The following is a 26,511-nucleotide window of genomic DNA, read 5'->3' on the forward strand; positions in this document are numbered from 1 at the left end:
CGCCGTCCCTCCTTGTGGTCTGCGGTGTGTTGACATCCCCGAGAGAGACACCATGACTTCGCTTCCCACGACCATACAGGACGTTTTTAACGAACCGGGCTGCGCCAGGAACGCGAGCAAGTCGAAGGTCGAGCGCAAGAATGGTTGCACCAAGCAGCTCAAGCCGGGCGGCGCCGCGGGCGGATGTGCCTTCGATGGCGCCAAAGTCGCGCTGCAGCCCTTCACCGATGTCGCCCATCTTGTGCATGGTCCAATCGCCTGTGAGGGCAATTCCTGGGACAATCGTGGTTCGGTCTCCTCCGGCTCCGATCTATGGCGCAGAAGCTTCACCACAGACATGAGCGAGACCGATATCGTCTTCGGCGGCGAGAAGCGGCTGTACAGGGCAGTCAAGGAGATCACAGAGAAATACGACCCGCAGGCCATCTTCGTCTACCAGACATGCGTGCCCGCAATGATCGGGGACGACATCGATATGGTCTGCAAGGCGGCCTCCGCCAAATTCGGCAAACCGGTCATTCCCATCAATTCACCGGGATTTGTCGGGTCGAAGAATCTTGGTAACAAGCTTGCTGGCGAAGCACTGCTGGAGCATGTCATCGGTACCGGAGAGCCCGATTACACGACGCCGTATGATGTCAACATCATCGGCGAATACAATCTGTCCGGCGAGCTCTGGCAGGTCAAGCCCCTGCTCGATGAGCTCGGAATTCGGATCCTGTCGTGCATCTCGGGGGACGGCAAGTATCGCGAGGTCGCTTATTCGCACCGAGCCAAAGCCGCGATGATGGTTTGCTCAAGGGCAATGATCAACGTCGCACGCAAGATGAGGCAGCGCTACGGCATCCCGTTTTTTGAAGGCTCCTTCTACGGTATTGAGGATACCAGCGATTCACTCCGCCAGATCGCGCGCATGCTGATCGAGAGTGGTGCGCCGGCTGAGCTGATGGATCGCACGCAAGCCCTGATCGCACGCGAAGAGACCAAGGCCTGGGCTGCGATTGAACGTTTCAAGCCGCGCTTTGCCGGCAGGAGGGTTGTTCTCATCACCGGCGGTGTGAAATCCTGGTCGATGGTGGCCGCCTTGCAGGAGGCCGGGCTCGAGATCGTCGGCACGTCCGTGAAGAAATCGACCAAGAAGGACAAGGAACGTATCAAGGAATTAATGGGCCAGGACGCCCATATGATCGAGGACATGTCGCCTCGCGAGATCTACAAGATGCTCAAGGACGCAAAAGCCGATATCATGCTCTCGGGCGGCAAGTCGCAATTCGTCGCACTAAAGGCGGCGATGCCGTGGCTCGATATCAACCAGGAGCGCTGCCACGCCTATATGGGCTATGTCGGGATTCTCAAGCTCATGGAGGAGATCGAGAAGGCGCTCTACAATCCGATATGGGATCAGCTCCGCCAAGCCGCGCCATGGGATGAGTTCGACCGGAAGCTTCAGGCAGGGACGGCTGCGCAGATGCATGCGCAAGCCGCGGATCCAGTTCGGGACCCGAGCAGGAACAGCGTCAGGACGATAAGTTTTTCCAATCAAGCTGAGGCCAGCGAGGGTGAGAGCGCGATTGCGCCGCATGGCCCGAAGCTCGGCGAGCCCACCAAGCCGTTCACCAGTTCCAGCGGGCGTTGCATTGCTTGTAAGGACATTCCTTCCGATCTCCAGCCGGCGGCACTGCAGGCGGCGGAGTAGGGGACATGGCGATCGTCACTACCTCGAAGAAAGCCTGTTCGGTCAATCCGCTCAAGATGAGCCAGCCGATCGGCGGCTCATTCGCCTTCATGGGGTTGCGCGGCGCGATGCCGCTTTTGCACGGCCCGCAAGGTTGCGCCTCTTTTGGGCTGACGCTGTTCGTGCGCCATTTCAATGAAGCCGTGCCGATGCAGACAACTGCTATGAGCGAGGTTGCGACCGTGCTCGGCGGCCACGAGAATCTCGAACAGGCAATCCTCAACATCTACAATCGCGTCGCGCCCGAGATCATTGGCATCAATTCGACTGGGGTCACCGAAACCAACGGCGATGACGTCGAAGCCTTCATCCGGCTGATCCGACAGAAGCACCCGCAGCTCGAAAAGCTCCCCCTTGTCTACGTCTCGACTCCGGATTTCAAGGATGCCTTTCAGGATGGCTGGGGCAAGACGGTCGCGCGGATGATCGAGGTGCTTGTGACTCCGTTCGATCCAGCGAGACCGCGCGATCCGTCCCGCGTTAACGTGCTACCTGGTTGCCACCTCACGCCCGGCGACCTCGACGAGCTTCGCACGATCTTTGAGGATTTCGGTCTCAAGCCCTCCTTCCTGCCGGACCTTGCAGGTTCGCTGGACGGCCACATCCCCGACGAATTCACGCCGACTACGATCGGGGGGATTGGAGTGGACGAAATTGCGACCATGGGGCAGGTGGCCTGGACGATCGCGATCGGCGCGCAAATGCGCCGTGCGGCCGAGACCATGCAGGTGCGGACAGGCGCGCCGTTCCGTCTATTCGAGCGGCTCTGTGGCCTTATCCCAAACGACGAATTTATGGCGTTCTTGAGCCAGATCACCGGCCGGTCAGTACCCTCGAAGTATCGCCGGCAGCGTGGACAGCTGGCAGACGCCATGCTGGATGCTCATTTCCATATCGGCGGCCGCAAGCTCGCGATCGGCGCTGAGCCGGACTTGTTATTTGATCTCTCCAGCTCGCTCCACGAGATGGGGGCGCAGGTCACTGCTGCGGTGACGACGACGAACTCACCGGTGCTGCAGCGGGTCAGGACCGAGGACGTCCTGATCGGCGATCTGGAGGATCTTGAAGAGCTTGCCAGGTCGCGTGACTGCGACCTCTTGATGTCCCATTCACATGGTCGCCAGGCGGCTTCGCGACTCAATGTTCCATTCTTCCGGGTAGGCTTTCCCATGTTCGATCGCCTTGGGGCTGCGCACCTCACAATCGTTGGTTATCGCGGCACGCGCGACCTGATCTTTGATATCGCCAATCTCATCATCACCGACCGAGAGATCAACCATCGGCCGACGCCTGACAGCTGGCGATTCACCAACTCTGGCCTGCAGGTCGATTCGCCTGGGTTGCATTGAGCAGGGAGAGAAAACAACACGGATGAAAGTTGCATTTGCCACTCAGGACTTGAAGCATGTCGATGCGCACTTCGGCTGGGCCAAGAACATCGCGATCTACGAGGTCGGCCCGGAGGGGCATCGGTTTATTGAGGCGATCCAGTTCGGTGGTGACCTCACGGAAGACGGCAATGAGGATAAGCTAGCGCCCAAGATCGAGGCGATCAGGGACTGCGCAATCCTCTATGTTGCGGCGATCGGCGGCTCGGGTGCTGCACGAGTCGTTGCGAGCAAGATCCATCCGATGAAGGTGCTGCAACCAGAGCCCATCGACGAACTTTGCGTCAAACTCGAAACCGTGCTGAAGGGCTCGCCGCCGCCCTGGCTGCGGAAGCTGCTCGCCAAAGACCCGGAACGTACAGTGGATTTCGAAACCTGAAGGAACGAGGATGGGAGATACGTCCGAAGTCACTCCAGCCGCCGCGGCGGCGGAGCGGCCATTTCTGAAAGAGCTCGTCAAGATCTGGCGCGCCCAGGACTCCCACGGTGCCTGGGAGGGCAAGAAGGATCTCGATTTGCTCGAACCCTACGTCCTCGACAAGCACAAGCGCCGTGCGCTGCCTATTGTCGGCAATGCCGACCCCAAGACGACATGGCGGCTGGAGCTGTTCTTTAACGCGGTTGCGCTCTCGATCGAGAAGGCGACCGGAGTGATGATCTCGCCAATGCTGAAGATGCACAACGAAGGGTTCGGTCGGATCGTGTTGATCGGCGGTCGGCTCGTTGTCGTGAGCAAGCAGCTGCGCGACGTGCATCGCTTTGGTTTCAACCATTTCTCTGATCTCGCTGATCAAGGCGACAAATTCGTCAACAGTGGCGTTGAGATGATCCGTAAGTTCCCGGAAGTGGCGAATTATTGAGGCAAGCATGAACGATGTTGAAGCGCTGAAAGCGGAAATAAAGAAGCTGTCGGCGAAGGCGACCCAAGCCAAGATGGACCTCCACGACCTCTCCGAGGAGCTGCCGGTCAACTGGTGCTCGATCCTGAGTGTGGCGCAGAAGGCCCACGTTGCCTTCAGCGAGCTCGAAAGCAAGCGCCAAAATCTCCAAGCGCTAGACAAAGCATCGCGGATCTCGAGCCATGTCATTTAGGACCCGCGACGGCCGCAGTTGGGAACCGGATTACCTGGTTTCTATCGATCTCAAGAAGTGCATCGGCTGCGGCCGCTGCTATAAGGTTTGCGGCCGCGAGGTCATGACGCTGAAGGGGCTAAGCGAGGCTGGCCAAATCATCGATCTCGATGAGGAGGACGATGAGCTCGAAAAAAAGGTCATGGTGCTGAACGACGAAGGCGCTTGCATCGGCTGCAGCGCCTGCGCGCGGGTGTGTCCGACAAACTGTCAGACGCACGCGCCACGGGCTTGAAGCGACTTTCTCCGGTATCAATAGGGCTGCTTTGCCAGAGACGAAGGCAAGTCGGGAGATCCGGTATCGAGCCGACGACATCTACGGTGCGATGTTCAAATATCGAAGCCCAGCCGGAGATTCATTTGCTATTCACCAACGTGCGACATCCAACCTGCTCTGTTGGCGCCAACCCAGCGTTCCTGAGCTGACCGTGCCCGAACATGGACTGTTGGCTGTCCTTCGGGGGGATCGGTCAAATGATCAAATGACACGACCGCGCCGTCTCGTGCTCGCGGACCACAGTAACCACGGCGCAAGGAGTTGATGGGCTAGGTGACTTTGGTTGCGACATTCTGCATGGTTTCACGTCGTTCTCACTGTGTTGATTACGCGCGGCTAACTCTGCTCCACCATGCCCCCAGCCAGGTTGGAGCAGCCAGTACGCGGCCACCCTATTGAGATTGTCCGGAACCGCACGTCCAAGGCAACCCGCATAACATGGGAGCGCTGGGTCGAACCGATCAATGCACGTGCCAATCAATGGACAGGTCACCGCCCATCAGTGCGGCAGAAATGCTCGTGAGTAGCCTGTCGGCTGGCTAGCATAGCCTTGTTCAGGGCTGCGCGCGCAGTCTCCGCCTTTGCGCCAGATCAAGAGACACTCGGCAGGAGATGCGAGCGGCCTTGGGCACCCCAGCTAGATCGCGCGGCAGTAAGGGGTGATCCTTAACTCGTTCAGCGCCCTGAGCCCGCCGCCGAGGGTTACGGCGAAGCCTACGTCGCGGCTCGCGGATGCGCATTCGCGTTTTGGCGACCGGAAGGGCGCGATGCGTGCCCGAAATCTGACGCTCACGCAAAGCATGTCAGGCTACAGTGGACCTATTGGGCGTGTGGATGTTTTTCAAAGCGTTTTCATGTGCTTAGTGCGCGCGGAGCGCCTGGCACGGTGGTTGCTAACTTAGTTTAGAGACGAGCTCTCGCAACAACTGACTTGGAGAAGAAATGATGGTGCTGTGCATGGCGATCCCGGCTCCTTCGCTCAAAGTCGAGAACTGGCTGCGTGGCGACCCCATTACGAACTTCCAGCCAGGGAAAGTGTACATCGTCGAATTTTGGGCAAGTTGGTGCGGTCCATGTGAGGAGGCGATGCCCCATCTTATTGAGCTGCAAGCAAAATACAAAGACGAGGGGCTTGAGGTCGTCGGAGTCGCAGCTAGCGAACGAGCACCAACGGCGGATGAGGCTCGCACCAAGTTGGACGTATGGTTGACTGAGAAGTTCTCAAATTTGAACTATCGAATCGGGTTCGACAGTACGGGCGAAATGAACATGCTTTGGATGGATGCCAGCTCATCTGTTGGGATTCCGACATCGTTCGTCGTAGACCGCGACGGCCACATTGCCTTTATCGGTCATCCGATCACACTCGACGACGTCTTGCTGAAATATTAAACGGCACTTGGCGCAGCAGCTATCAAGCTAAATCCGCTGATGCGAAACGGATTGCGGAAGGCCAGCGCCTAGCGCGCGAACGCTCAATGCACCGGAGAATTGGAGCGGCGATGGAAGCAAAGGACTGGCCGACAGCGCTATTAGCCGTCGAAGAGGGCATTGCCGTGACGCCGGACAATCTCCACTTCCGGGAGATTCATGCGCATCTGTTGCTTCACAAAATGCGCGACACGGCGACTGGTTTCCAGGTCTTACGCCAACTGGTTCGAGATGCGATTGAGAAACAGTCAGAGGCGTTGAGTGGCCTGGTTGGCGCGATGAGGCAACTCTTTAATGCGGAGAACGACAATACGCAGCTTCCGGGTGCGGAACGCTTTGCGATCGGCAGGGATGTTTCGGAACATATCCTCAATCCTGGGCAGGCCTTCGGCGGCCTCAACTGCTCTTCCTATATGGTGGTCGCTCAGTACTACCACGAGAGTGGTGACAAGCAACATGCGATCGAGCTGATCGAGCGGGCGATGACGTGGCTAGACGATCCGAAAGCTATGCCGGAATTGGCGGCGGAGCGTGCGAAGAAGTATTATATGCCGCGGCTGCTCCAAGCCTTGGCCAACTACAGGGACGAGAAGGTTTCTTGCGGCGGGTCTTGTTCGGTTCCGCGAGAGAAGTCTCCTGGAGCTCCCAACGTCCAGCCGCAGGAGGAGACATGAAGAGAAATGTTAATCAGAAGACGCACCATCGGGCCCAATTAAGCGCCTTCGAAACGCTCGCGACCAGCAGAATCGTTCAGGGCGATTGCGACATGCAGGTCACAAGGAAAACCTAGCCGACAACGAGCGATGCCACGCCCTGCGGCCCTTCGTTGCTGGAGTCTCGTTAGTGCTTGTATTCAAGGGATGCCGGCTCCGCCGTTTTTACATGCTCTGGTTTGTAGCTCGATATTATGATCTGCTACTCACATCGAGCATTACTCACGCAGTTATGTTCGCGTTGCCGGCACAAACCGCCCCTTCGAATAACTTAAATGCAGCATCGAGGTTCGATCTGGCAGTCTTCTACCGGTTGCGCCGCCGCAGACGTGGATCCCATGCTCTATTGGGCTAGCATAATGAACAGAACTTGTTGTCCAAAAAAGGAGGTGGCCGGTTCAGAAAATGCTGAAGGCGACTTGAGAGTGTCCGATCTCGAATGCTTCAAACCATCGATCCGTGACTCCTCAACATCAATTCTTGCGAAGCATACCGCCCAAGTAGCGGTCATGTTCACGACCACCGAACATGCGACCAAGACCACCACGGCTTTCGGGGCCCGGGGAGGCATGCGCGCCTACTCGTCCACTGAACGCACCAGCTCGACCGAAGCCCGCTGCCGTTGGTCGCGCACCTTTTTTGTTGTCTGCACAGCCTGATCCGGAAGAGTGGAATCCGAGTTTCCGACCAGATCATGCTCAAACCGAAATGGAGGAAAATGTGAGTAACGACTCCGTGCTCGCGATTGTCGGCGGTCACCGCCGCGGGGGGCGCCGAATTCACGCCTTCACGGACAACGCGGCTTTCGCCCCGGCAGGCTGAAGCGCTGGCCAGCCCCCGCTCGGCCGGCAAGACGATGTCGTTCTGGAGTAAGGGCGTCGTGATCGAGGAGCTGACGACATCGCCCTGTTCTCGGATGGCAACGGCATCTCCAAAACGACGCGCGCCGATCGCGGTTAGGGCAGGCGCTGTCGTGGTCGACAACTCCTCCGCTTTCCGAATGGATCCGAACCTCCCGCTGGTGATCCTCGAGATCAATGCGGCCCGCGTCCGCGACCGCAAGGGCATCATCGCCAACCCGAAGTACGCCGCGACCAAGGCGCTGGTGCCGCTTTGGCCAATCCACCAGAAGAACCGCATCAAGCGCGTGATAAGCGCAACTTACCGGGCCGCCAGCGGGGCCGGCGCCGCTGTAGGAAGGCGTTACTGAAATTCACGCCTGTCAATCTCAATTGCCAACTTTCAAGTTCTTCGAGGATGGGATAATCGTAACTGGTGTGACCTGCATGCGCGTACCCGTGCTGCGCGCCCATCAACTTCGAATGCGAGAAGCCGATCAGCGAGGAGCATGTGCGCCCGTTCATGGCGCAAGCGCCCGACGTGAAGGTCGTCCGACCGCACCAAAAACGAGGTCCGATACCAATCGCCGCCGCTGGCCAGGGTGATGTTCTGGTCGGCCGCATCCACAAGGACCTCAGCGATCCCTCAGGGCATCCGATCTCGATGTTCGTTGCGGCGGATCAACTGCTCAAAGGCGCGGCGTTGAACGCCATGCAGATCGCAGGGCTGTTGCTGGACCTGTCATCAGGCGCACGCCGAGACGATAGGTCTAAGCCTGGGTGGCCGAAGCCGAGGCTGACGGGAAATCCACCCGCCTGCTCGACCTCGCGGGTGCTGCTGATTACCGCGACGGGTACTCGGGCACTGCTACACATTTGCCAGCACCTCCACCCCTTGGCGACCACTCCGTCCTCCACACTCCCTGCGGCGGATTCTATCAGGCGATTTCGCACGTGCGCTACCGCGCATCCGGGTCGGCGCGAATTCTGCATCCAGCCGTGATCGCTGCAGTCGCGGAAGCCGCCGGCTTGCGCAGCACGGACATCGCGCAGCCCCGGAATGTCCGGATCACCGGCGGCCCTTCCGTGAACATCAGCATAGTGATCGCTCCTCGCGCCCATCTCAGCGCCGCTCAGGCCGGCAAAGGCCTGGAGCGCAACGCCAAAGCCAATCCACACACCGTCGATCAGCCTTTGAACTGTGACCGCGACCATGAACCGGTCAGATTTGGAATTTCCTGATCACGATAGACCCGCTCAGTCGGACCGTCGCGGTAAGCCGGCCTCAGCGTGATGACGACAGTGCTGTTGGCCAACACACGACCAGCAGAGTGGGCCTGTCATCTGCTCGAAAAGCTGGGCCGGAAGTGCATGGCCAAGGTTTGAAAGAGCCCGCCGCAAGCGAAGCGTTTGCAGTGAATCTCCTTGCGGCGGACTGTCGAGCTGGCGAGAAAAAGGGGTTTGAGGCGATGCCTCAGACTGGGCGGTTTTCGCTTCTGTTCTTCACCGGCTCCATTTTGGCTAGGCCGTCCTCGTATGAGATCTCCGTGTATGATCCATCGATTTCCTTGGCCGCATCAAGCAAGTAGTCGAGCCTCGCGGCGGTACCGAGCTTCTTGAGGTCGTTCTTGTCAATGCCGGCGAGGTCCATCATCTCCTTCCATACGGTTGATTCGTTGCAAGGCAGAATGCGGAAGGTGATGTCGCCTATTTTTGTGCGGTACTTCGCGAGCAGATCAATGTTGTTGCAGAAGATGAAATAGCTGCCGTTGGGGCTCAGCCTGCCATCCAGCACCTTCGCGGCCTCGGGTAGATAAGCGAAAGAATGCAGATATCCGGCAAGGACTGGGATGGCTGGTTCGCCTTCCTGTGCAATTGCAAGAACCTGTTCGATGGAATAATCCGGCGGTCGTTTCTCGTCGGCGAGCTGGGCTTGGAACTTCAGCGCGATGTCGCCTCGAAATCCAAATCGCCCCGACTTCGTTGTTTCACTCTTAAGCACCGCATTCAGCAATCGCCCCTCCTTGTCCAGCGGGCCGAGAGCGGTGTTGTCGATCGAGGTCATGGAAGCCTCCTCATCAATTTGTGGTGTGCACGGGGTCGCCCAATGCGACGTGCCCCTACCTTCCTGCAAGTTGTTTGCCGTCCGCTATGTCCGCAGCGACGTAGAGCGTAAACGGCGGCTTGGCGCGATTTGCGTGGATACCTGCTGGCACCATCACGAGGCCTTGCACGCATGACATCCTGCTGCCGGAAAACCGCCTGTCGCGAACCCGACAGGTCGCAAATCGAATGGTGGGCCTCTGCAACAGAAGCTGGTTTCATCTGCATCTCAACTGGCATGGGATTTGCCATTTGTGCTTTGCGAGAGAACTGAGAACGAGTCAGAGATGATCAACCTAACGGATAGCGCCATCAACGCACTGAAGGCCGCAATCTCCTCGACTGCGCAGCCGGCAAGCGGTTTGCGGATCATGATCGAAGGCGGCGGCTGCCAGGGATTCACATATAAAATGGGTCTTGCTCATGAGCCAAGCTCCGATGAGACCGTGTTCGAGCAAGGCGGGATTAAAGTCTTTGTCGACAACGCGAGCCGGGCGCATCTCAACGGCACCACGATCGATTTCGTGGTGTCGCTCGAAGGATCAGGATTCCGCTTCGATAACCCAAATGCCAAATCGAGTTGTTCCTGCGGCAAATCGTTCAGCTGACTCGCCTTGGGACGCTTGGCAATGGAATGAGCATCGAACATGGGCCTGAAGGCTGAACGGACGAAGCAGTCTTCGACTATCGAGCCTTCCGATCGCGAGCGGATTGTCCGCGCCGTGCTCGATGAGAGTCGGCCAAGCCTCAGGCGCGATCGGGGACATTGTGAGCTCGTCGCAATAGACGGCAACAAGATCATGGTCGGGCTCACCGGCGCTGCATGGTATGCAAGCCTTGCGGGCACGACGCTCATTCAGGCGCGCCTGATCGAGCGGCTCGGACAGTTTGTCCGCCTGATCCCGTTCCCCGGAGCTGCCAAAGTGAGGGCTTAAATGCAGAGCGAACTCTCCGTGCGACCGATTTACCTGGACAATAACGCCACGACCCCTGCACATCCCTTGGTGGTCGCCGCGATGCTGCCGTTCTTCTCTGGGCAATTCGGCAATGCGTCGTCCGGGCATGCATTCGGCATTGAGGTTGCACCCGCATTGACGCAGGCGCGCCGAAATGTGCAGGCTCTCATTGGCGCGGCATTCGATCACGAGATCGTTTTCACCTCCGGCGCGACGGAATCTGACAACACTGCGATCCTGTCCGCGCTCGCCGTGCAGGAAGGACGCGACGAGATCGTCACAACCGCCGTTGAGCATTCGGCCGTGCTGTCTCTTGCCGAGGAGCTGGGCCGACGAGGAATCAAGATCCATGTCATTCCGGTCGATGCAAGCGGTCGATTGGACATCGAGAGTTATGGCAATGCCTTGTCGGAGCGTACGTCAGTCGCCTCGATCATGTGGGCCAATAATGAGACCGGTACGATCTTTCCGGTGAAGTCCCTCGCCAAGATGGCGCGCTCAGTCGGCGCGCTCTTTCACACCGATGCAGTCCAGGCCGTCGGGCGGATCCCCATTGACCTGAAGACGACGGACATCGATATGCTGTCGCTCTCCGGCCACAAGCTCCATGGTCCGAAGGGCATCGGCGCGCTGTATGTGCGCAAGGAGATTAATTTCCGGCCGCTGATCTTCGGCGGCGTGCAAGAGCGGCGTCGCCGCGCTGGCACCGAAAACGTCCCAGGCATTGTTGGCCTCGGCAAGGCGGCGGAACTCGCGGCGGCACACCTCATACAAGATCAGATCCAGATTTGCGCTCTTCGCGACCGGCTGGAGCGCGGCATTCTCGCGCTCGGCGGTTGCATCGTGCTTGGTGATATCAAAAACCGGCTGCCAAATACCTCCAACATTGCCTTCGAGCGTCTCGAAGCGGAGGCCATCGTCTACCACCTGAATCGTGACGGAATTGCCACCTCACTCGGTTCAGCCTGCGCGTGCGGCTCGATGGAGCCGTCCCATGTCCTGCGCGCGATGAGAGTAGCGCCGGCGTTTTTGCGGGGTGCGGTTCGCTTCTCGCTCTCGCGAGAGACGGCGCTGGATGAGATCGATCGTGTGCTGCACGTCCTGGCGCACATTACTTCCGAACAGAGAGCCTTGTTGCGCGCGTGTCAGGAGCGTGCGGGCGAGAGTTCGCAACCTGCAGAGCCCCTATGAAGGTCATGATTCGTCGTTCGCCTGAGACAGGCCTTTCGATTTATGTACCGAAGAAAGATCTTGAGGAGGCGATCGTCGGCTGGGAGCACGAGACGCTTTGGGGTGGTTGGATTAAAATCGCAAACGGCTGGGTGCTCGACCTACCGGCGATGGCGAGCGACACCACCCTACCAATCACCATAAACGCCAAGAAGCGCGGCGGCGAAGCAACCGAAAAATGAACACTCCGTGTCTACGGACGTTGTCAAACTGGGATGTCGAGGGAAGTCTTGGCGGGCGCGGCGCGCGCGTACCGGTCAACGCGACAGCCCATGCAGCCTTGTTCGGAACCAAGATCGTGCTGCCGCGCGGGCCAAAGGCAGTATCTTGGCCGGGGCGCAGCATCGAGGCATCCGGCCAGCGCGATGGCGTTTAGGGGGAGGCCTTCGCGACCTCCCCCTTTTCGGCGACCGCCAGGCCGCTCGTTGCATTCCGCGCGTCTTAACAGCGTCAGGCCAATGGCTGGACTCCATAACGTTCAGCTTTGAATGATTGAGTCGCGCGCCGGCCCAGAGCTTATAAACCTTCGTGATGATCCCTGACCGCTGGCGAGCGGGCGTTTCTCTTCACCGGGGTTGACAATGCCCTTCCGAACATGCGCCGGGGTCCGCCTGATCTTCCATGGCATAGGTCAGTCACAGGACTGCTTTTTCTCTGCTTCTAGGCTCGCCTTATCAACCTGTCCTTCAAAGCGCCCGGAACGTCTTTTGCGGATTGTGCTTTGCCTAGGCGTCACATTCTGACGGAAGATCAACTTTCAAACGACGCCACCCGCCTGCTGTTTGCCGAAGCCATAGCTGAAGCAGCCTGCCGGGCCTCAAAACAATGGTGTCAGCGCTGTTGTGATCGCAACCCCTGTCAGCTTTCGAACCATGCATTGATAAAGCTAACAATCGACCAGGGCTTAGCTAAGTGCTTGAAAGAGAACTGTTAAATTCATTCTGCAGGAATGGCACGCCAGTTGCTCTTGGCTTTCCAGAAAGGCTCTGGGGATGCTTGCCGAAAGGGTTCGGCTGCGAAGAGAATTGGAACAATGAGTACTTCAGCGCAACACCAGGTATCCTGCGGCGGCGAGATCAGCGAGACCATGCAAGTCATGGCGACGCACAAGGGCTGCGGTACGATCGGTGGCAGCGGTAAGGCAAGCTGCGGATCTCAGGCTGGCATCGCCAATCTGCCAATTGAGATCTGGGAAAAGGTGAAGAACCATCCGTGTTACAGCGAGGAGGCGCACCACCATTATGCCCGCATGCATGTCGCCGTCGCACCCGCCTGCAATATCCAATGCAATTACTGCAATCGTAAGTACGATTGCGCTAACGAATCGCGTCCTGGCATTGTCAGTGAAAAGTTGACGCCGGTGCAGGCCGCCAAGAAGGTGCTGGCGGTCGCTTCCGCGATCCCTCAGATGAGCGTGGTCGGCGTTGCCGGTCCTGGCGATCCGCTCGCGAACCCGGACAAGACATTCAGGACATTCGAGCTCGTCAATAGGCTCGCGCCAGATCTCAAGCTGTGCCTCTCGACGAACGGCCTTGCGCTACCGGATCATGTCGACACAATCGCGAGACTCAAGGTCGACCACGTGACGATCACGATCAACATGATCGATCCCGAAATTGGTGCAAAGATCCATCCGTGGATCTTTTACGGCCACAAGCGCTGCACCGGAATTGAAGCCGCAACCATCCTTAGCAGCCGGCAGCTCCAGGGCCTGGAGATGCTCACCGCGCGCGGCATCCTATGCAAGGTCAACTCGGTGATGATTCCCGGGGTTAACGATCAGCATCTGGTTGAGGTTAATCAGGCCGTGAAGTCGCGCGGGGCCTTCCTGCATAACGTGATGCCGCTGATATCGTCGCCCGAGCACGGCACCGTGTTCGGTCTCAGCGGGCAACGCGGCCCGACCGCACAGGAAGTGACAGCGCTGCAGGATAGCTGCGAAAGCGAGATGAACATGATGCGTCATTGTCGCCAGTGTCGGGCCGACGCCGTCGGACTGCTTGGGGAGGACCGCGGCGCGGAGTTCACCATGGAAAAGATCATGGCGATGGACGTCAAATACGACGAGCAGGCACGAAAGGAGTATGAGGCCAAGATTGAGAAGGCGCGCATTGCAAAGTTTGCTGCCAAGCAGGAGGGGCTTGCGGGGCTCGCCAGCGCGTCCAGCGAAATCAAGGTGCTGGTGGCGGTTGCAACCAAGGGCTCGGGATTGATCAACCAGCACTTCGGTCATGCCAAGGAGTTCCAGATCTACGAGCTCTCGACGTCGGGCGCAAAATTCGTTGGTCATCGTCCAATCCACCCCTATTGCCAGAACGGCCATGGCGAGGACAGCAAGCTCGAAATCGCCCTCGGCGCCATCAGGGATTGCCACGCCGTATTCGTGTCAAAGATCGGCGGCTGCCCGAAGGCCGAATTGATCAAGGCCGGCATAGAGCCGGTCGATCGGTACGCCTACGAGTTCATCGATGGCTCGGCCATCGCCTGGTTCAAACTCTATCTCGATAAAGTCAATGAGGGGAAGATCAATCACGTTGAAAGGGTCGATCCGGCGGCCCGCTCCAACGCGCTGATTTCCGCCGCCTGAGGACGGGTTCAGATAATGCCGTTCAAGATAATCGCCTCGCAATGCACCGGCTGTTCGGCGTGTGAAACGCAATGCCCAAATCTTGCTATTTCCGAGCTAGCCGGCGCTTTCCTGATCGATTCGGAGCAATGCACCGAGTGTGCCGGCTACTTTGACGAGCCGCAATGCGTGGCGGTTTGTCCGGTTGACAACACATGCGTGCTCGACACAGCACTGCCACGGTATCGGGCGCCCCCTTGAGGACCACAACATGGATGTCACCACCACACGAACTGCTCAGAAACTCGCGTGGATGATGCTCGGCATAGACGAAGGGCCCGGCCGCGGCATACGCCTTCTCAGATCAGGTGGACGGTCCGGTCGTCGAGTTTTCGCGAGCTACCAAGACATATTCTCGCGACGCGATCGTCGACGGAACGCGTTCAGCTATGCCTGCCGGCCCCACGGCCGCGGTCTTGAGCATCGAGGATCGATTTCGCGGATGGGCTCACAAAGAGCGGCCCCGTCTTCCGCGATGTCAATCCAGTCACCTGCGGCCATCATTGAAGGCGGCATTCATGCCCGAGGCTTTCTTCAGTCGGTCATCCGAGCGAAACGAAGGCGTCCTCACCGAGTCCTGTGTTGGTCGCACGGTGTCGAGCCGGCCGAGCATCATCAGGGCGGCAGGGATCCTATCACGTCGATGAAGATGCAAAAAATCAACCTGTGCCAAGCCCAGGCCTTCGGGATACAGACATGATTTTGCTGCCGACCGGCGCGGTCGTGCCACCAACCCCGATTTCGGCTGCTATGAGCACCTCGCATGGGTCTTCCAGTTCTCGCTCAACGCTTGTTGCCCATTTGGCGATGCATCTCGGGCAACTCGAGAAAGGACGGCGGCTGTCGATAGACAGCTGGGGCGCGTTCCCGCGCACAAGATTGGCGCCAAGGTTTTTGAGGCACGCTCGAGCGGATGGGCGGGACCATGAGTGATGTCATCCACGATGCCCTCAGTTGCCGGGGCAATCAGGTCGATTATGCCGGCTGGCGTCTCGCGCTGAACCGCACTGCTTGCTGCCGGCTCAAGCTCGTTGCGTCAACGACGGGCTCGTGTGCAGCATCGGCTTCTTACTCAACACCAATCGTAGCTCGCGGAGCGCTATCTCAACCATCCGTTTTGGGATGCGGGCGTTGATGTTGACGCACCGTCATCCCCGTTGTTCATGTGTGGTGGCGGGCCGCGCCGCGGTGTGGGAATCGACGGAGTTGATCGAGGATCATGATAGGGCGGTCCGTGACGCCGGGCGCTCGCGAGGCGCGGTACAGTTGAAGCATGGAACGGGAACGGCAGCATGAGCAACATCGCCCGTGATAGTGACATCGTCGAGTTGATGGACGCGCCCTTCTTTGATTATGGCGACAAGGTGCGCGCCAATCGCACCATCCGCAACGACGGCACCTACGTCGGCAAGGAGGTCGGTGAGGTTCTGGTCAGGAAAGGCGAGCTTGGCTATGTCCTCTCGATCGGCACGTTCCTGCAACAATTTTATATTTATGGCGTCGAATTCCTCGATTCCGGCCATCGCGTCGGCATGAAGTGCAAGGAGCTCGATCTAGTCACGCGAAGCCACAGAGGCGAGGAGCCTTGCTTGTCAGGAGGGGCACCCTGATGATCGAACCGAGGTTGCCAAAATATCGCTCAGGCCAACGTGTCAAGGCGGCAATCGATCTGCTCAACGACGGTTCCTTTCCCGACGCGTCGGCGGAAGAGTGTCTGGTCAGCGTCGGACAGACTGGTGAGATCGTCCAGGTCGGTCGCCATACGGAAGCGAACCTACCCATCTATATGGTCGACTTCGGCAAGCAGTTAGTGGTTGGCTGCCTCGAGGCAGAGATCTCCTCAGTCCACGACATCGCGCAATGAACGCCGCCATCATCAGACGCCATCATTCTGGATTGCCTGCGCATCCCAACGAGCTCGACCGGTGGCGGATCGTGCGCGCGCTGACGAGGCGCGAGCGCTACCGATATGTCTCGCCAAAGGTGACAGCGGTTGCTGGCGGCTATCTTGTCGAGAGCCCGTGCTGCTCAGGCAATATCGAAGTGGAGGGGGGCCTCGTCGACGTCGCGCTGTTGCACCACGATAGGACCGGGGCGGCATGGCAGCTGTTCCGCAAAGATCACCGCAAAGGCGTCTGGGAGTGGCATTCGACCCATCAACGGCTTGGCCTGGCGACAGCGGTTCTGATCGCCGACCCTGAACGTTTGTTCTGGCAATAAGCATTATGGAGATGGTGCTCGCCGCAGTCGAATTGACGAACATCGAGCAGACGCTCGGCGTTATTGATACAGCGTCTGAGCCCTGCCTCACGCTCCGGCATAAATTTCCACATCTCGTCTGGATTTATTGCGAGGCCTCCGACATGACGCAGAGTCCGTACCGCCGCGTTGGACAGTTCGACCTGCATCTGCTTGACGGTGGCGGTCACTGTGCACAGATTACGAATGATCCCCAGCGCGCCACCGGCATTGTGCTGGCCAAGCGCTCTGGCAAGTCATAATCAAGCAATCGCCTGCCGGTGCCAAGCTCATCCAGGACGGCTAGGCCTGCGGATTGTTTGCCCTGCGGTAGTGACCAGCCCGGGGAATATCACGACGCTCGTTCGTCAGGTCCAGGAGACGGGGGCAGGCAATCGTTCTCGCAGCGGAATTGCCTCGGTATCTGAACGTGACTAATTAGATTAAGAATACTGCGGCAGATCAAACTAGGACGGGCGAGCCGTCCTCGATCAGCTGACGAGGATCTGGCATCGCAAGATTTGCCTTTGTGAGTACTTTCGCTTATAGCCGCTGGCCTTCGGAAAATAGGACTAAACGTTTGTTCTTCGCGATAACGCCGTGCACTCGCCGTGGAGGCCGGTTGATAGTGTCGCCCCACGTGAGGCAGTGCGAGTGTCCCGGCAGATCCAGCGTTACTCGATCAATACTGGCGCTTGGAAATATCATTCTACGAAATGTCTTGGTGAGCTGAGGTGGAGCATACAAGCAAGAAGCGCTTTTCAAGTTGCCTTTCGAAGCCAAATCGAGCCTCCCTTCCCTTGCTTCCATGTTGAAGCTGGGTGATGTGCATGTCGAGAATGGCATTTGTCACGCAGATAAAAATCCAGGAGCGGACAAATTCGCGTGTAGTTCCAATTCGTATCTCGAAAGAGAAGAAGCCGCTTGAATAGTTGTCGATGACCATTGATATGGTAATGGAAAGCAGTTGCGTCTTCGCCAAAAAAGACGCTACAGGCAAACGTGCAAAGCGAAATCGGAGAACATCAACGTGGCAAAAATCGCGAAGCGCAAAGAGTATAGTAAGGATGACGTCAAGCTGCTCAAAGCGCACTCAAAGGCCCGCACCCCTGTAGCTAGGGTTTCAAAGCTAATGAAGCGATCCGAGGGGTCTCTACGACAGAAAGCACGTACCTTGGGGATTGGCTTGGGTCACCAGCGCTGAGTTATGATTCAATTTTCGGATATTGACCGGCGTGATCGAGCCCCAGGCGGCTTACGACCGCCGGGCCAGCTGATCGTTTCAGGTCCCTGCGTCCGAGGGGCAGCTAGCGCGATGAACGAGCTGACCGGTCTGCCGATGGACCGGCCCACTTGGCCTAGACCTCGTCGATTGTCATGTTTCAATCAGCGACTGATAAAGGCGCATCTGTGAATACAGATCTACCTCCCAGAATCGCGGTCCGCGAGCGTGCCGACGGATTATCAGCTCGGCCGGCAGACGTCATTCGGCGCTGAGCTGTCTCTCGCTGCCGCCCACCTCTCTCGAGACGCCGCGACTGAAACCTAGAGTGCCCCCAAGAGGATGCTTGGCACGTTTTTCCGAGTCCGGGGGGCGCCGGCATGTCGGCCTACAGCATATCGTTAGCGGCCTCCGGCTGACGCGAATCGCCCCGATAAATTTGCAGGCCGGCGAGCCGCAGAAGAAGGAATAGCCGAGGTCCGGCCTACGTCAATAATGTGAAGGAACTCAGGCGGAGATGTGGGTCTAGCTAGCGGCGCACAAGGGTGCGAGCATTTGTATGTTCATGCAGAGCGGCCCCGGCATCCTCTTGTATTCGGGATTTGATGTGAGGTGAGAAAAGTAGTGGTGCACAATGTTCATGGTGTTCATCGTCATCTCGAGACCGTCGATTTCGCTGGTGCGACTGCCACGCGCAAGTTCGCCGCGCCCGCGGCCGCGGCAGGCTCCATGCCCGCTATGAGAACTGAGCGCGGTCGGCCTGCTCGTCAGCCATTTTGAAGAACAGCAGGTAAGTCAGTTGCTCGACATAATCTGGGTGCAAAAAAACCGTCGTCCAACACATTGCCGCACTGCAAAAGCTTTCGAACTGAGGTCTGCGCGCCGGGCGCTCGGTTGGTCATGTCCATCATTTCGAAGCGTTAGAACTACGTCGTTCACGCACCAAACGTTCCTGAATGACTCAACGTAGACCTTGGCAGCGGTTGAGTACCCGGCCCGTGGAACCGGCTTGCCTTCCGCCTACCGCTGGTCGACGCGCGCGATCCTGCTCGACAAGACGGAGGCGGTGAAGCTGCTGACCCGGATCCGCCGGCAGCGGTTCGCCAGGCGAAGTCGATCGCCGCCATCGTCGAGATAGCGATGCGGCGAACAAGGTGGTCGATGCAATCCTGGCCTTGCAGGAACTGGGCACCAACGAGGTTAGCCAAGCCTATGTCACAGCGAGCGTCACCGTCTGGGACGAGGACCCCGGTCTTGCCGCTGAGAAGCTTCGCTTCTTCGATCAATGAACCGCTCACCGGAAACGTTCATAGACCCAGCATTGTCTATGTGCAGCACGTCTGTACCGTCGACCAGATTCAGGTCACTTCGCGCGAGCCGCTGCTCAAATGATGCTTCGCATTCTCGTCCGCGTCCCCGAAGGCGCTCTGACAAGCCTTCAACGGGTGCGGTGACATTGATGACTCATAGTTGCGAATAGCGCTGACGGGCGAGGGGTCGCATGAATCCTATAGAAAAGCCCGTGCGCGTGCCACCGAACTTGCCGGCGCTGGCTCGGCGTCGGAATTCTTCTACATCGACTGATTGGTGATCCTCGCTGATAGAAGGAGGCCTGGTGATGACCGGCGGAGGAAATGGAAGAACGGATCGGACCTCAACCTCGTGCGAGCATAATCGAGCAGTGTGTCCTTGCCCGCCCGGCTTGGTCCAACAACGAGAACCAGGGTGTTCGCTCCAGAAGGTCATTAGCTCACACCGCTTCTCTGAGGAGGCTGGGGGCCTCACGGCGAACTGCGATCGCACCACAATCAGCGCCGGAATGTTCCTTAACGAAGAGGGAAAGGGCATTGATGCTCTAATCTTCGAGGAGCAAGGGTGCGAAGACCGCATCCCACTCCCGCCGCACTTCAGGCTGACTCTCGGCGGGAACGGGGTTCGGTCAACGTCATGTAGAAGCGGAAGCGATTGAAAACGTATGGGTAGCCCCATCGCACAGGATGAGTGGTCTCGATCTCGTCGAGCGGACCGCACAGACGTCCTTGAAGCTCGCCCTGGCTCAGCGGCGCTCGAAAACAGTCGAACTCTTCGACTATACACGAGGCAAAGCCCTGCGAAGTGGGTGTCGGATTCACCGGAACCGGCGCAAAGAAGCCCCCCAGCAGATCGATTTTCAGAGGACCGATCGGGCATGAAGGCCAAGCTGATACGAACGCGCGGAGCGCCTGCTCCAATTTCTGGACGGAATACCCCTCCTTCAGCCGGAACGGCGGCTTGAGCGTCGCGTGGAAGCCGGAGCGGCGGGGCGCAGTGGTAAGAGCACCGCGATTTTGGCTCGTAGTAGCGCCGTCAAGTCCAGCCGACGCACGCGGGCGAGCATCCGCAAAGGCGTCGCGCCAAAGCCACGTTCTCGCCGCTAACGTCAGCGGGTGTTCCGGAGCCGGTGTGTAGTAGATCGCGTAGCGGGGAGAGGACGGTTCGGACATTATACGACAGGTTCCGCTTCCGTCATATTGCGCCGAGACTTACGAAGGGCGACTGGCCCACTTTGAACAGGCGGTCGGCCACAGCCTCGCGCACTTCCTCATCATGAAAAATGCCGACAATGGCGGCCCCACGCGCTTTAGCCTCGTTGATCAGCGCGACCACGCTCTGGCGGTTGGCGGCGTCGAGCGAGGCTGTCGGCTCATCGAGAAGCAGGACCGGGTAGTTGACCATGAAGCCTCGTGCAATATTGACGCGCTGCTGCTCGCCCCCCGAGAAGGTGGCGGGCGCCAGCGACCAGAGCCGCTTGGGGATGTTGAGGCGGGCAAGTAGCACCTTTGCCTTGGCATGTGATTCATCTGCTGGAATACCAATGGTGATCGCTGGCTCGGTGACGATGTCGATGGTGGCGACGCGGGGGATGACGCGCAGGAATTGGCTGACATAGCCGATCGTGCGGCGCCGCACCTCGACCACTTCCCATGGCTCGGCGCTGACGAGGTCGATAGATTCGTCTCCGTGTTGCACGACGACGTGCCCGGCGTCCGGCTTGTAGTTGGCATACAGCGAGCGCAGCAACGTCGATTTGCCCGCCCCGGAGGGTCCGTGTAGGCAGACGCACTCTCCCGCGCGGACCTCGAGTGAGATGTCGTCGAAGACGGCGATCTCTGCGCCGCCCTGAGTATGAAGCGTGAAGGTCTTGGAAAGGCCGCCGACGCTGACGAGGATGGTCATGACCGGCCTTTCCTTAGACCTGCAGGATGGAGGAGACGAGCAGTTGCGTATATGGGTGGTGAGGATCATCGAGCACTTGGTCGGTGAGTCCCTGCTCGATCACTCGACCGCACTGCATCACCATCAACCGATCGGCTAGCAGACGCGCAACGCCGATATCGTGGGTGACGACAATGACCGCGATGCCAAGTTCGCGGACAAGGCTGCGCAGCAGGTCAAGGAGCTTTGCCTGAACGGAGACATCGAGGCCACCGGTCGGCTCGTCCATCAGCACGAGGCGAGGGTGGGTGGCGAGTCCCCGGGCGATCTGCAGCCGCTGCTGCATGCCGCCGGAGAAGATTTCGGGGAGGTCGTCGATGCGCCGACCCTCGATATCGACCTTCTCAAGCCATTCCAGTGCCGTCGCGCGTAAGGAGCCGTAGTGGCGGCCGCCGGCGGCCATCAGAGGCTCGGCGATATTGCCGCCGGCGCTGATATCAAGGCGCAATCCGTCGCGCGGGTTCTGGTGAATGAGTGAAATCGTCGTCGGCAGGAATTGCTCGCGCGAGGCTTCGTCCATCGCCCAAAGATCGACGACGTGGTCATCGGAGGCGATCAGCACTTTGCCATCATCTGGCTCGATGCGACCCGCAAGACAACGGAGCAGCGTCGACTTGCCCGAACCGCTCTCGCCGACAATGCCGAGAACCTCGCCCTGACGCAGCGAGAACGATACCGCGCTGCAAGCCGAAACGCGCCCAAAGGTTTTGGACAGATGCTTCACCCGGAGAATTTCCCTTACCCTCGGGTTCATGATGCGGTCCTTTCGTCGCGCCGCTCGGCGCAATAGGCGGTGTCCGAGCAAACAAAGGCCCGGGTGCCGCGATCATTGAGGAGGATCTCGTCGAGATAGCTGTCCTGCGCGCCGCAAAGTGAGCAGCACGCCTCGAAGCGTTGCACTGTGAAAGGATGGTCAACGAAATCGAGACTCTTGACATCGGTGAAAGGTGGGATGGCATGGATACGCCGCTCCCGGCCCGCGCCGAAGAGGGCGAGCGCGCGGCTGCGGTGAAGCTTCGGATTGTCGAATTTCGGGATTGGCGACGGCGAGGCGAGATAGCTTCCATTCACGATAACCGGATAATCAGCCGACATCGCAACGTGGCCAAGCCGAGAAATATCTTCATACAGCCGGACATACATAATGCCGTAGCGGCCGAAAGCGTGGATTTTCCGCGCGACCGCCTCATGTGGAATGAATCGCCGCAACGCTTCGGGCTGCGGCACCTGGAAGACGATGATCTGGTCCCCAGTGAGCGGCCGCTCAGGAATGCGATGACGCGTCTGAATCACCGTTGCTTCCCCCGTACGCTCGGTCGTGGCAACATCGGCGACATGGGCGAAGAAGCGGCGAATCGAGACGGCGTTGGTGGTGTCGTCCGCGCCTTGGTCAATTACCTTTAGCACATCCTCGCGGCCAAGGATGCTCGCGGTAACCTGGAGTCCGCCAGTGCCCCACCCGGGGGGAAGCGGCATTTCACGGCTCCCGAACGGCACTTGGTAGCCCGGCACGGCCACCGCCTTCAGGATCGCACGCCGAATCATTCGTTTCGTCATCTCGTCGAGATAAGCAAAACTGTAGACGCCGCTGTCGTCGAATGTGAAGTCAGTCTCCACTGAGAGCCTCCGTGATCATATCTGGCCCGGGAGCGGGTTTTTGACTGGGCTTTGCATGTCGTTCCGCATAGTCCGCGCGCATCTGGCCGAGCAGCTGCATCTCGGCTTGGAAATCGACGTAGTGGGGCAGCTTTAGGTGCTGCACCAACCCGGATGCCGGCACGCTATCGCAATGAGACAGGACAAATTCGTCGTCTTGTGCCGGGTAAGTAGCCGTCTCACCCAGTTCAGCCGACCGCAGCGACCTGTCGAGGATGGCCATCGAGAGCGCTTTGCGCTCACTATGGCCAAAGACGAGACCGTAACCGCGCGTGTAACGAGGCGGCACCGCACCGTCGCTGGTTGTCAGATGCACGGTTTGACATTCGGTAAGGCAGATCGTCCCAATGCCAACAGGTATGTTGAGCTCAGGGATGATCAGGAGAACCCCAACGTCACCGCAGCGCAGTTCGGCAACAAACGGATGGTTACGCCCGTAGCCGCGCATCGTCGAATAGCAGAGGCCCATCAGGAAGCCCTCATCCCCGCGGGCCAAGCTCTGCAGCCGCTGGTCCCGTGTGGAGGGAAACTCCACTGGATCGCGGGTGATGTCGGCAACGTTCGACTGCCCGTCAGGCCGGGCGTCCTCGACGATATCGGCCAGTGCGAGGACGCCGCAATCTTTTGTCAAAGCATGAGCCGCTGAATCGGACCCCGGCTCTGCAGCGTCGTCTTCAGCTTCCTTTTCATACCTACTTTCGCCGTCACCGGCGAGATCGGAGAGATCGTCGCTGCTTGCTTGCAAAAGAGCGATATCAAGGATCCGGTGGGTATAGTCATAAGTCGGCCCGAGGAGTTGGCCGCCCGGCACGTCCTTGTGGGTTGTCGCGATGCGTCGGCGTACCACCATCGCCGCGGGGTCGACCGGTTCGGCGTAGCCGAACCGGGTGAGCGTGGTCCGGAAAGCGCGCAACAGGTAGATCGCCTCGGTGAGGTCGCCCTCGGACTGCTTGATCGCCAGCGCCGCCAAGTCAGGGTCGTAGAGCGAACCCTCGCTCATCACTCGGTCGACGGCGAGCGACAATTGCTCGCGGATCTGGTCGACGCCGAGGTCGGCAATCGTCGGATTGCCACGGCGGCGCTTGGCAAGGAGACGATGCGAGGCAGCGATGGCGGCTTCGCCACCTTTGATCGAGGTGATCATGGTTCCTCGGCTTTGGTGGAGCGCGGGAGGCCGACAACGGCGAGGTCGTCAGTCAGGAAGATGTCGATGCCGAGCGGATAGCGAGCGGCATTCTCGCGCCAGGACGGCCAAAACCAGTCCGGCAGGCCACGAGGCGCGAAGCTGGTCGTCGTCTCGATTCCGGGCCCGGAAAGACGGACGACAGGCCCGCCGGTGAGCGAAGGCACTTGGAGCAGTAGCGTCGTCGACCGGTCAGGATACGTGGCCACACCCGGATGGAAGCTGCCGAATCCCGGCATCCGGCCAACATCGCCGATCAGCGCGCAGGTCGCAGTTCTCGGATCACTGACTTGTGGCGCGTTTGTATGGAAATGGAGATAGCGCCGCACCGAATCCCTCGAGAGTGCCGGGTCGAGCCAGATCGAACAATCGTGGTCGATGAGCGTCAGCGCGATAGCGGCGAGCGGCCCGTTCATCGGCTGCGGCGGCTGGGCGGGGCCGGGAAACGAAACCGGTGTGCCGGGCCGCGATAGCGCTTTCAGGAGTCGGCGGAAAGCTGACTGCGCATCGTGAACGGGATCGCGGAATGCAGGCGGGATCAGATCAGCCGTCATTCGCCATGTCTCCCTGGCCCAGCATGAAGAAATCAACCTTGCTCCGTTGGGCCTCGCGTCGGATCGCCCGCTCTGCTTGGTGTACGCAGCGATCGATCGCGGCGATGATCGGGCCGATCGCGCCCGCCCCGGTAGCTTGGTCGCGCTGCATCAGTCCGTCGAACACGGCGGCGAGTGCCGCGTGGCGCTTGCTGCGGCCGAGCACGTAGGCAATGCCAATCTCGCCAGTCTCGATCTGGAGCGTACAGCGCGTCACGGTCGCCTCGCCGAGATTGAACACAGTGCCGGTGCGCCCGACGGCCCCCCGCAGCATCGCTGCGCCATACTCGGGACGCCGTATCCACTGGAATTTTGGCCGAGCGATCGCCGCCCAGTGCCGGTCCAGTTCTGCAACCGGTGCTTTGGCAAGCAAGGTCATCCAGTTTTGTCGGTTATATTGATGGTGCGTCACTGAGATATTCATGTGTCTCGGATCAACTCACAGCGCTTGACGTCCGGCCGTCCAGACCGCTCGGACGACAGGACCGGCTCGGTCGGCTACGCGGATGAGGTCGGCGCGCTTGCCCACAGCGATCTCGCCGCGATCGAGAAGGCCGAAGGTTTCCGCTGGCCGCTTGCTTCCGAGTGCAACGGCCTCAGGAAGCGTTAGCCCCCCGGATTGGCTCGCTAAGTACCAAATGCCGCGCAGAATGCTGGCAGGGATGTAATCTGAGCAGATGATGTCAATGAGACCGTCCTGCGCGAGCTCCCGCACCGAGACGTTCCCAATATGTGACCGCCCGGCGACGAGGTTCGGTCCCCCGACGATAATCGTCATGCCCGCGGTGCGGGCGGCTTTCGCCGCCGCCAGCGTAATTGGGAATTCAGAGATGGCGAGACCGTATCCGATCGCTTCCGTGATATGGGCGACCGTGGTGTCATCATGGCTAGCGAAAGGTACACCGCGCGCGCGACAGTGTGCGACGAGGCGGCGCCGATTTTCTTCCGTGCAGTCCTCTGTGGTCGCGACGGCGGCAATCGCAGCTTCGATCTCCGCCGCAGGCGTATTTTTGCGACGTTCTAGATGGCGGAAGCGCTTCGGGTCCCGCCGCGGCCCGTCATCCATGATGGTGACGAATCGAAGTTCGGACTGGTCGGCATATTCAAGGAAGAGTTCAATGAGGTCGTGCTCGCGGGCGTCGCAGCGCAGGTGAAGCAGGTGGTCAGCCCTCAGCAGGCCGTGACGGCGCGCCTCCCCAAGACCCTTGAGCATCAGCGGCAGCAGACGCCGTCGCTCCGGGTTGCCCACCGCCCCAACGATCAGGGAATCGAACACAGTGGTCGTCCCAGCCGCGCAGACCTGAACGTCATGAGCAATCGCCGCACCCAAGGGGTCCCAAGTCATGCCGGCGCGCGGGAGAATCTGCTTTTCGAGGTGGTCGGTATGGACGTCAATCAAACCGGGCAGCAGATGATCGCCTTCAAAGTCGAGAGCGCCCCGCGCCTTGCTATTGTTTGTCGAGATGTCAGCTATCGCGCCGTCAACGATCTGGACAGTTCCTTTGAAACAGGTCGACCGGGTCACGATCTTGGCGTTGGTCAGGACAAGTTCGCGGGATTGAAGAATGGCGTGTGAAACTTGACTTAGCGTACCGATCGATTGACCCATCAGAGGACGCCTCTTTCTTGCTTGCAAACCCGCTTGAGTTCTATCAGCAGTCAAAGGAGCAGTGAGAGACAGCGCGATGACAAATCGTGTGACTTTGATAGAATTGTACAATGTCCTCAATCGAGAGGCGCTGTCACAATAAACGTTCGACCATGCCGCTTCAGTTTCGTCGCCAACGTGAATGAGAAGCAAGGCCCCGGATGGTTCTTTCCGAAGGTACAGGTGGCGATCTGATTCCAATTCTGTCAATTCAGTTTCATCTGGCCCGCTTAGTCGGAGCATGTCGAGCACATGCCGTTCCGGCCACGCCTATTCGGCGCTGGCGT

At 59.2% G+C, this 26,511-nt stretch carries 29 protein-coding genes and 3 pseudogenes; 22 read left to right on the forward strand and 10 right to left on the reverse strand.

Features of this window, described 5'->3' with window-relative positions; translation table 11 throughout:
- The first annotated feature begins 52 nt into the window (after window positions 1–52).
- The 11 genes and pseudogenes from nifE (at window position 53) to AC0L3K_RS20765 (ending at window position 8,756) form a co-directional block, all read left to right on the forward strand.
- On the forward strand, window positions 53–1,696 hold the full coding sequence (gene nifE, locus AC0L3K_RS20715) for a nitrogenase iron-molybdenum cofactor biosynthesis protein NifE (protein WP_473366848.1): 1,644 nt from the start codon (window positions 53–55) through the stop codon (window positions 1,694–1,696).
- A 5-nt stretch (window positions 1,697–1,701) separates the two neighbouring features.
- Window positions 1,702–3,084 (forward strand): nitrogenase iron-molybdenum cofactor biosynthesis protein NifN, encoded by a 1,383-nt coding sequence (nifN, locus tag AC0L3K_RS20720; RefSeq protein WP_473366793.1) that lies wholly within the window; start codon window positions 1,702–1,704, stop codon window positions 3,082–3,084.
- Window positions 3,085–3,106: 22 nt separating this feature from the next.
- Entirely contained in the window at window positions 3,107–3,502 is a 396-nt protein-coding gene (gene nifX / locus AC0L3K_RS20725; RefSeq protein WP_085394603.1) for a nitrogen fixation protein NifX, read from the forward strand.
- Between the two features lie 10 nt (window positions 3,503–3,512).
- Window positions 3,513–3,983, forward strand: a complete 471-nt coding sequence (locus AC0L3K_RS20730) for a NifX-associated nitrogen fixation protein (RefSeq protein WP_473366794.1) — start codon at window positions 3,513–3,515, stop codon at window positions 3,981–3,983.
- A 7-nt stretch (window positions 3,984–3,990) separates the two neighbouring features.
- Window positions 3,991–4,215: a CCE_0567 family metalloprotein gene (locus AC0L3K_RS20735; protein WP_473366795.1), complete on the forward strand. Its 225-nt coding sequence runs from the start codon at window positions 3,991–3,993 to the stop codon at window positions 4,213–4,215.
- Window positions 4,205–4,489: a ferredoxin III, nif-specific gene (gene fdxB, locus AC0L3K_RS20740; RefSeq protein WP_007605615.1), complete on the forward strand. Its 285-nt coding sequence runs from the start codon at window positions 4,205–4,207 to the stop codon at window positions 4,487–4,489. The genes AC0L3K_RS20735 and fdxB overlap by 11 nt, the downstream gene beginning before the upstream one ends.
- 987 nt (window positions 4,490–5,476) lie before the next feature.
- Window positions 5,477–6,636: pseudogene (locus AC0L3K_RS20745) on the forward strand (TlpA disulfide reductase family protein).
- A gap of 464 nt (window positions 6,637–7,100) precedes the next feature.
- Window positions 7,101–7,334: a hypothetical protein gene (locus AC0L3K_RS20750; protein ID WP_473366796.1), complete on the forward strand. Its 234-nt coding sequence runs from the start codon at window positions 7,101–7,103 to the stop codon at window positions 7,332–7,334.
- Between the two features lie 197 nt (window positions 7,335–7,531).
- Window positions 7,532–7,885: a hypothetical protein gene (locus AC0L3K_RS20755; RefSeq protein WP_473366797.1), complete on the forward strand. Its 354-nt coding sequence runs from the start codon at window positions 7,532–7,534 to the stop codon at window positions 7,883–7,885.
- A gap of 34 nt (window positions 7,886–7,919) precedes the next feature.
- A pseudogene (locus tag AC0L3K_RS20760) lies at window positions 7,920–8,247 on the forward strand (Asd/ArgC dimerization domain-containing protein); the annotation flags it as partial.
- A 47-nt stretch (window positions 8,248–8,294) separates the two neighbouring features.
- Window positions 8,295–8,756 (forward strand): hypothetical protein, encoded by a 462-nt coding sequence (locus AC0L3K_RS20765; protein ID WP_473366858.1) that lies wholly within the window; start codon window positions 8,295–8,297, stop codon window positions 8,754–8,756.
- A 232-nt stretch (window positions 8,757–8,988) separates the two neighbouring features.
- Here AC0L3K_RS20765 and AC0L3K_RS20770 read toward each other — a convergent pair whose 3' ends face one another.
- On the reverse strand, window positions 8,989–9,579 hold the full coding sequence (locus AC0L3K_RS20770; protein ID WP_007605617.1) for a hypothetical protein: 591 nt from the start codon (window positions 9,577–9,579) through the stop codon (window positions 8,989–8,991).
- Between the two features lie 325 nt (window positions 9,580–9,904).
- Here AC0L3K_RS20770 and AC0L3K_RS20775 point away from each other — a divergent pair, with 325 nt between their 5' ends.
- The 10 genes from AC0L3K_RS20775 to AC0L3K_RS20820 all read left to right on the forward strand — a co-directional run bounded on the left by AC0L3K_RS20775 (window position 9,905) and on the right by AC0L3K_RS20820 (window position 16,930).
- Window positions 9,905–10,225, forward strand: coding sequence for an iron-sulfur cluster assembly accessory protein (locus tag AC0L3K_RS20775; protein ID WP_473265628.1), 321 nt, complete (start codon window positions 9,905–9,907; stop codon window positions 10,223–10,225).
- A gap of 39 nt (window positions 10,226–10,264) precedes the next feature.
- On the forward strand, window positions 10,265–10,552 hold the full coding sequence (locus AC0L3K_RS20780; protein WP_473366798.1) for a NifU family protein: 288 nt from the start codon (window positions 10,265–10,267) through the stop codon (window positions 10,550–10,552).
- A complete protein-coding gene (gene nifS / locus AC0L3K_RS20785; RefSeq protein WP_473366799.1) occupies window positions 10,553–11,764 on the forward strand; it encodes a cysteine desulfurase NifS in 1,212 nt (403 codons plus the stop codon).
- Window positions 11,761–11,985 (forward strand): putative nitrogen fixation protein NifT, encoded by a 225-nt coding sequence (gene nifT / locus AC0L3K_RS20790; RefSeq protein ID WP_473347464.1) that lies wholly within the window; start codon window positions 11,761–11,763, stop codon window positions 11,983–11,985. The genes nifS and nifT overlap by 4 nt, the downstream gene beginning before the upstream one ends.
- 851 nt (window positions 11,986–12,836) lie before the next feature.
- Window positions 12,837–14,390, forward strand: a complete 1,554-nt coding sequence (gene nifB, locus AC0L3K_RS20795; RefSeq protein ID WP_473366800.1) for a nitrogenase cofactor biosynthesis protein NifB — start codon at window positions 12,837–12,839, stop codon at window positions 14,388–14,390.
- A 15-nt stretch (window positions 14,391–14,405) separates the two neighbouring features.
- Window positions 14,406–14,630 (forward strand): 4Fe-4S binding protein, encoded by a 225-nt coding sequence (locus AC0L3K_RS20800; protein ID WP_473366801.1) that lies wholly within the window; start codon window positions 14,406–14,408, stop codon window positions 14,628–14,630.
- A gap of 1,091 nt (window positions 14,631–15,721) precedes the next feature.
- The gene (locus AC0L3K_RS20805) at window positions 15,722–16,039 is read left to right on the forward strand and encodes a nitrogen fixation protein NifZ (protein ID WP_473366802.1); all 318 of its coding nucleotides are present in this window, start codon (window positions 15,722–15,724) and stop codon (window positions 16,037–16,039) included.
- Window positions 16,039–16,293, forward strand: a complete 255-nt coding sequence (locus AC0L3K_RS20810; protein ID WP_473366803.1) for a nitrogen fixation protein NifZ — start codon at window positions 16,039–16,041, stop codon at window positions 16,291–16,293. Before AC0L3K_RS20805 ends, AC0L3K_RS20810 begins: the two co-directional genes overlap by 1 nt.
- Window positions 16,290–16,649: a DUF3024 domain-containing protein gene (locus AC0L3K_RS20815; protein ID WP_473366804.1), complete on the forward strand. Its 360-nt coding sequence runs from the start codon at window positions 16,290–16,292 to the stop codon at window positions 16,647–16,649. The genes AC0L3K_RS20810 and AC0L3K_RS20815 overlap by 4 nt, the downstream gene beginning before the upstream one ends.
- Before the next feature lie 11 nt (window positions 16,650–16,660).
- On the forward strand, window positions 16,661–16,930 hold the full coding sequence (locus AC0L3K_RS20820) for a hypothetical protein (RefSeq protein ID WP_473366849.1): 270 nt from the start codon (window positions 16,661–16,663) through the stop codon (window positions 16,928–16,930).
- Window positions 16,931–17,376: 446 nt separating this feature from the next.
- On the opposite strand, the gene AC0L3K_RS20825 is transcribed toward AC0L3K_RS20820, so the two are convergent.
- A complete protein-coding gene (locus tag AC0L3K_RS20825) occupies window positions 17,377–17,760 on the reverse strand; it encodes a hypothetical protein (RefSeq protein ID WP_473366805.1) in 384 nt (127 codons plus the stop codon).
- 1,131 nt (window positions 17,761–18,891) lie between these two features.
- On the opposite strand from AC0L3K_RS20825, the pseudogene AC0L3K_RS20830 reads away from it, so the two are divergent.
- Window positions 18,892–19,175 (forward strand): annotated as a pseudogene (locus tag AC0L3K_RS20830) (conjugal transfer protein TrbE); the annotation flags it as partial.
- Window positions 19,176–19,796: 621 nt separating this feature from the next.
- Here AC0L3K_RS20830 and AC0L3K_RS20835 read toward each other — a convergent pair.
- The 8 genes from AC0L3K_RS20835 to AC0L3K_RS20870 are packed head-to-tail and all read right to left on the reverse strand — an operon-like array spanning window position 19,797 to window position 26,467.
- Window positions 19,797–20,372: a DUF1045 domain-containing protein gene (locus AC0L3K_RS20835; protein ID WP_473366806.1), complete on the reverse strand. Its 576-nt coding sequence runs from the start codon at window positions 20,370–20,372 to the stop codon at window positions 19,797–19,799.
- A gap of 22 nt (window positions 20,373–20,394) precedes the next feature.
- On the reverse strand, window positions 20,395–21,105 hold the full coding sequence (gene phnL, locus AC0L3K_RS20840) for a phosphonate C-P lyase system protein PhnL (protein ID WP_473366807.1): 711 nt from the start codon (window positions 21,103–21,105) through the stop codon (window positions 20,395–20,397).
- Window positions 21,106–21,118: 13 nt separating this feature from the next.
- On the reverse strand, window positions 21,119–21,898 hold the full coding sequence (phnK, locus tag AC0L3K_RS20845; protein WP_473366850.1) for a phosphonate C-P lyase system protein PhnK: 780 nt from the start codon (window positions 21,896–21,898) through the stop codon (window positions 21,119–21,121).
- Entirely contained in the window at window positions 21,895–22,701 is an 807-nt protein-coding gene (locus AC0L3K_RS20850; protein ID WP_473366851.1) for an alpha-D-ribose 1-methylphosphonate 5-phosphate C-P-lyase PhnJ, read from the reverse strand. Before AC0L3K_RS20850 ends, phnK begins: the two co-directional genes overlap by 4 nt.
- A 49-nt stretch (window positions 22,702–22,750) precedes the next feature.
- Window positions 22,751–23,944: a carbon-phosphorus lyase complex subunit gene (locus tag AC0L3K_RS20855; protein WP_473366808.1), complete on the reverse strand. Its 1,194-nt coding sequence runs from the start codon at window positions 23,942–23,944 to the stop codon at window positions 22,751–22,753.
- On the reverse strand, window positions 23,941–24,537 hold the full coding sequence (gene phnH / locus AC0L3K_RS20860; RefSeq protein WP_473366809.1) for a phosphonate C-P lyase system protein PhnH: 597 nt from the start codon (window positions 24,535–24,537) through the stop codon (window positions 23,941–23,943). The genes AC0L3K_RS20855 and phnH overlap by 4 nt, the downstream gene beginning before the upstream one ends.
- Entirely contained in the window at window positions 24,527–25,000 is a 474-nt protein-coding gene (gene phnG, locus AC0L3K_RS20865) for a phosphonate C-P lyase system protein PhnG (protein WP_473366810.1), read from the reverse strand. The genes phnH and phnG overlap by 11 nt, the downstream gene beginning before the upstream one ends.
- Window positions 25,001–25,015: 15 nt before the next feature.
- Window positions 25,016–26,467 (reverse strand): alpha-D-ribose 1-methylphosphonate 5-triphosphate diphosphatase, encoded by a 1,452-nt coding sequence (locus tag AC0L3K_RS20870; RefSeq protein WP_473366852.1) that lies wholly within the window; start codon window positions 26,465–26,467, stop codon window positions 25,016–25,018.
- Between the last annotated feature and the right edge of the window lie 44 nt (window positions 26,468–26,511).

The organism is Bradyrhizobium sp. MI1.10 (assembly GCF_055811035.1).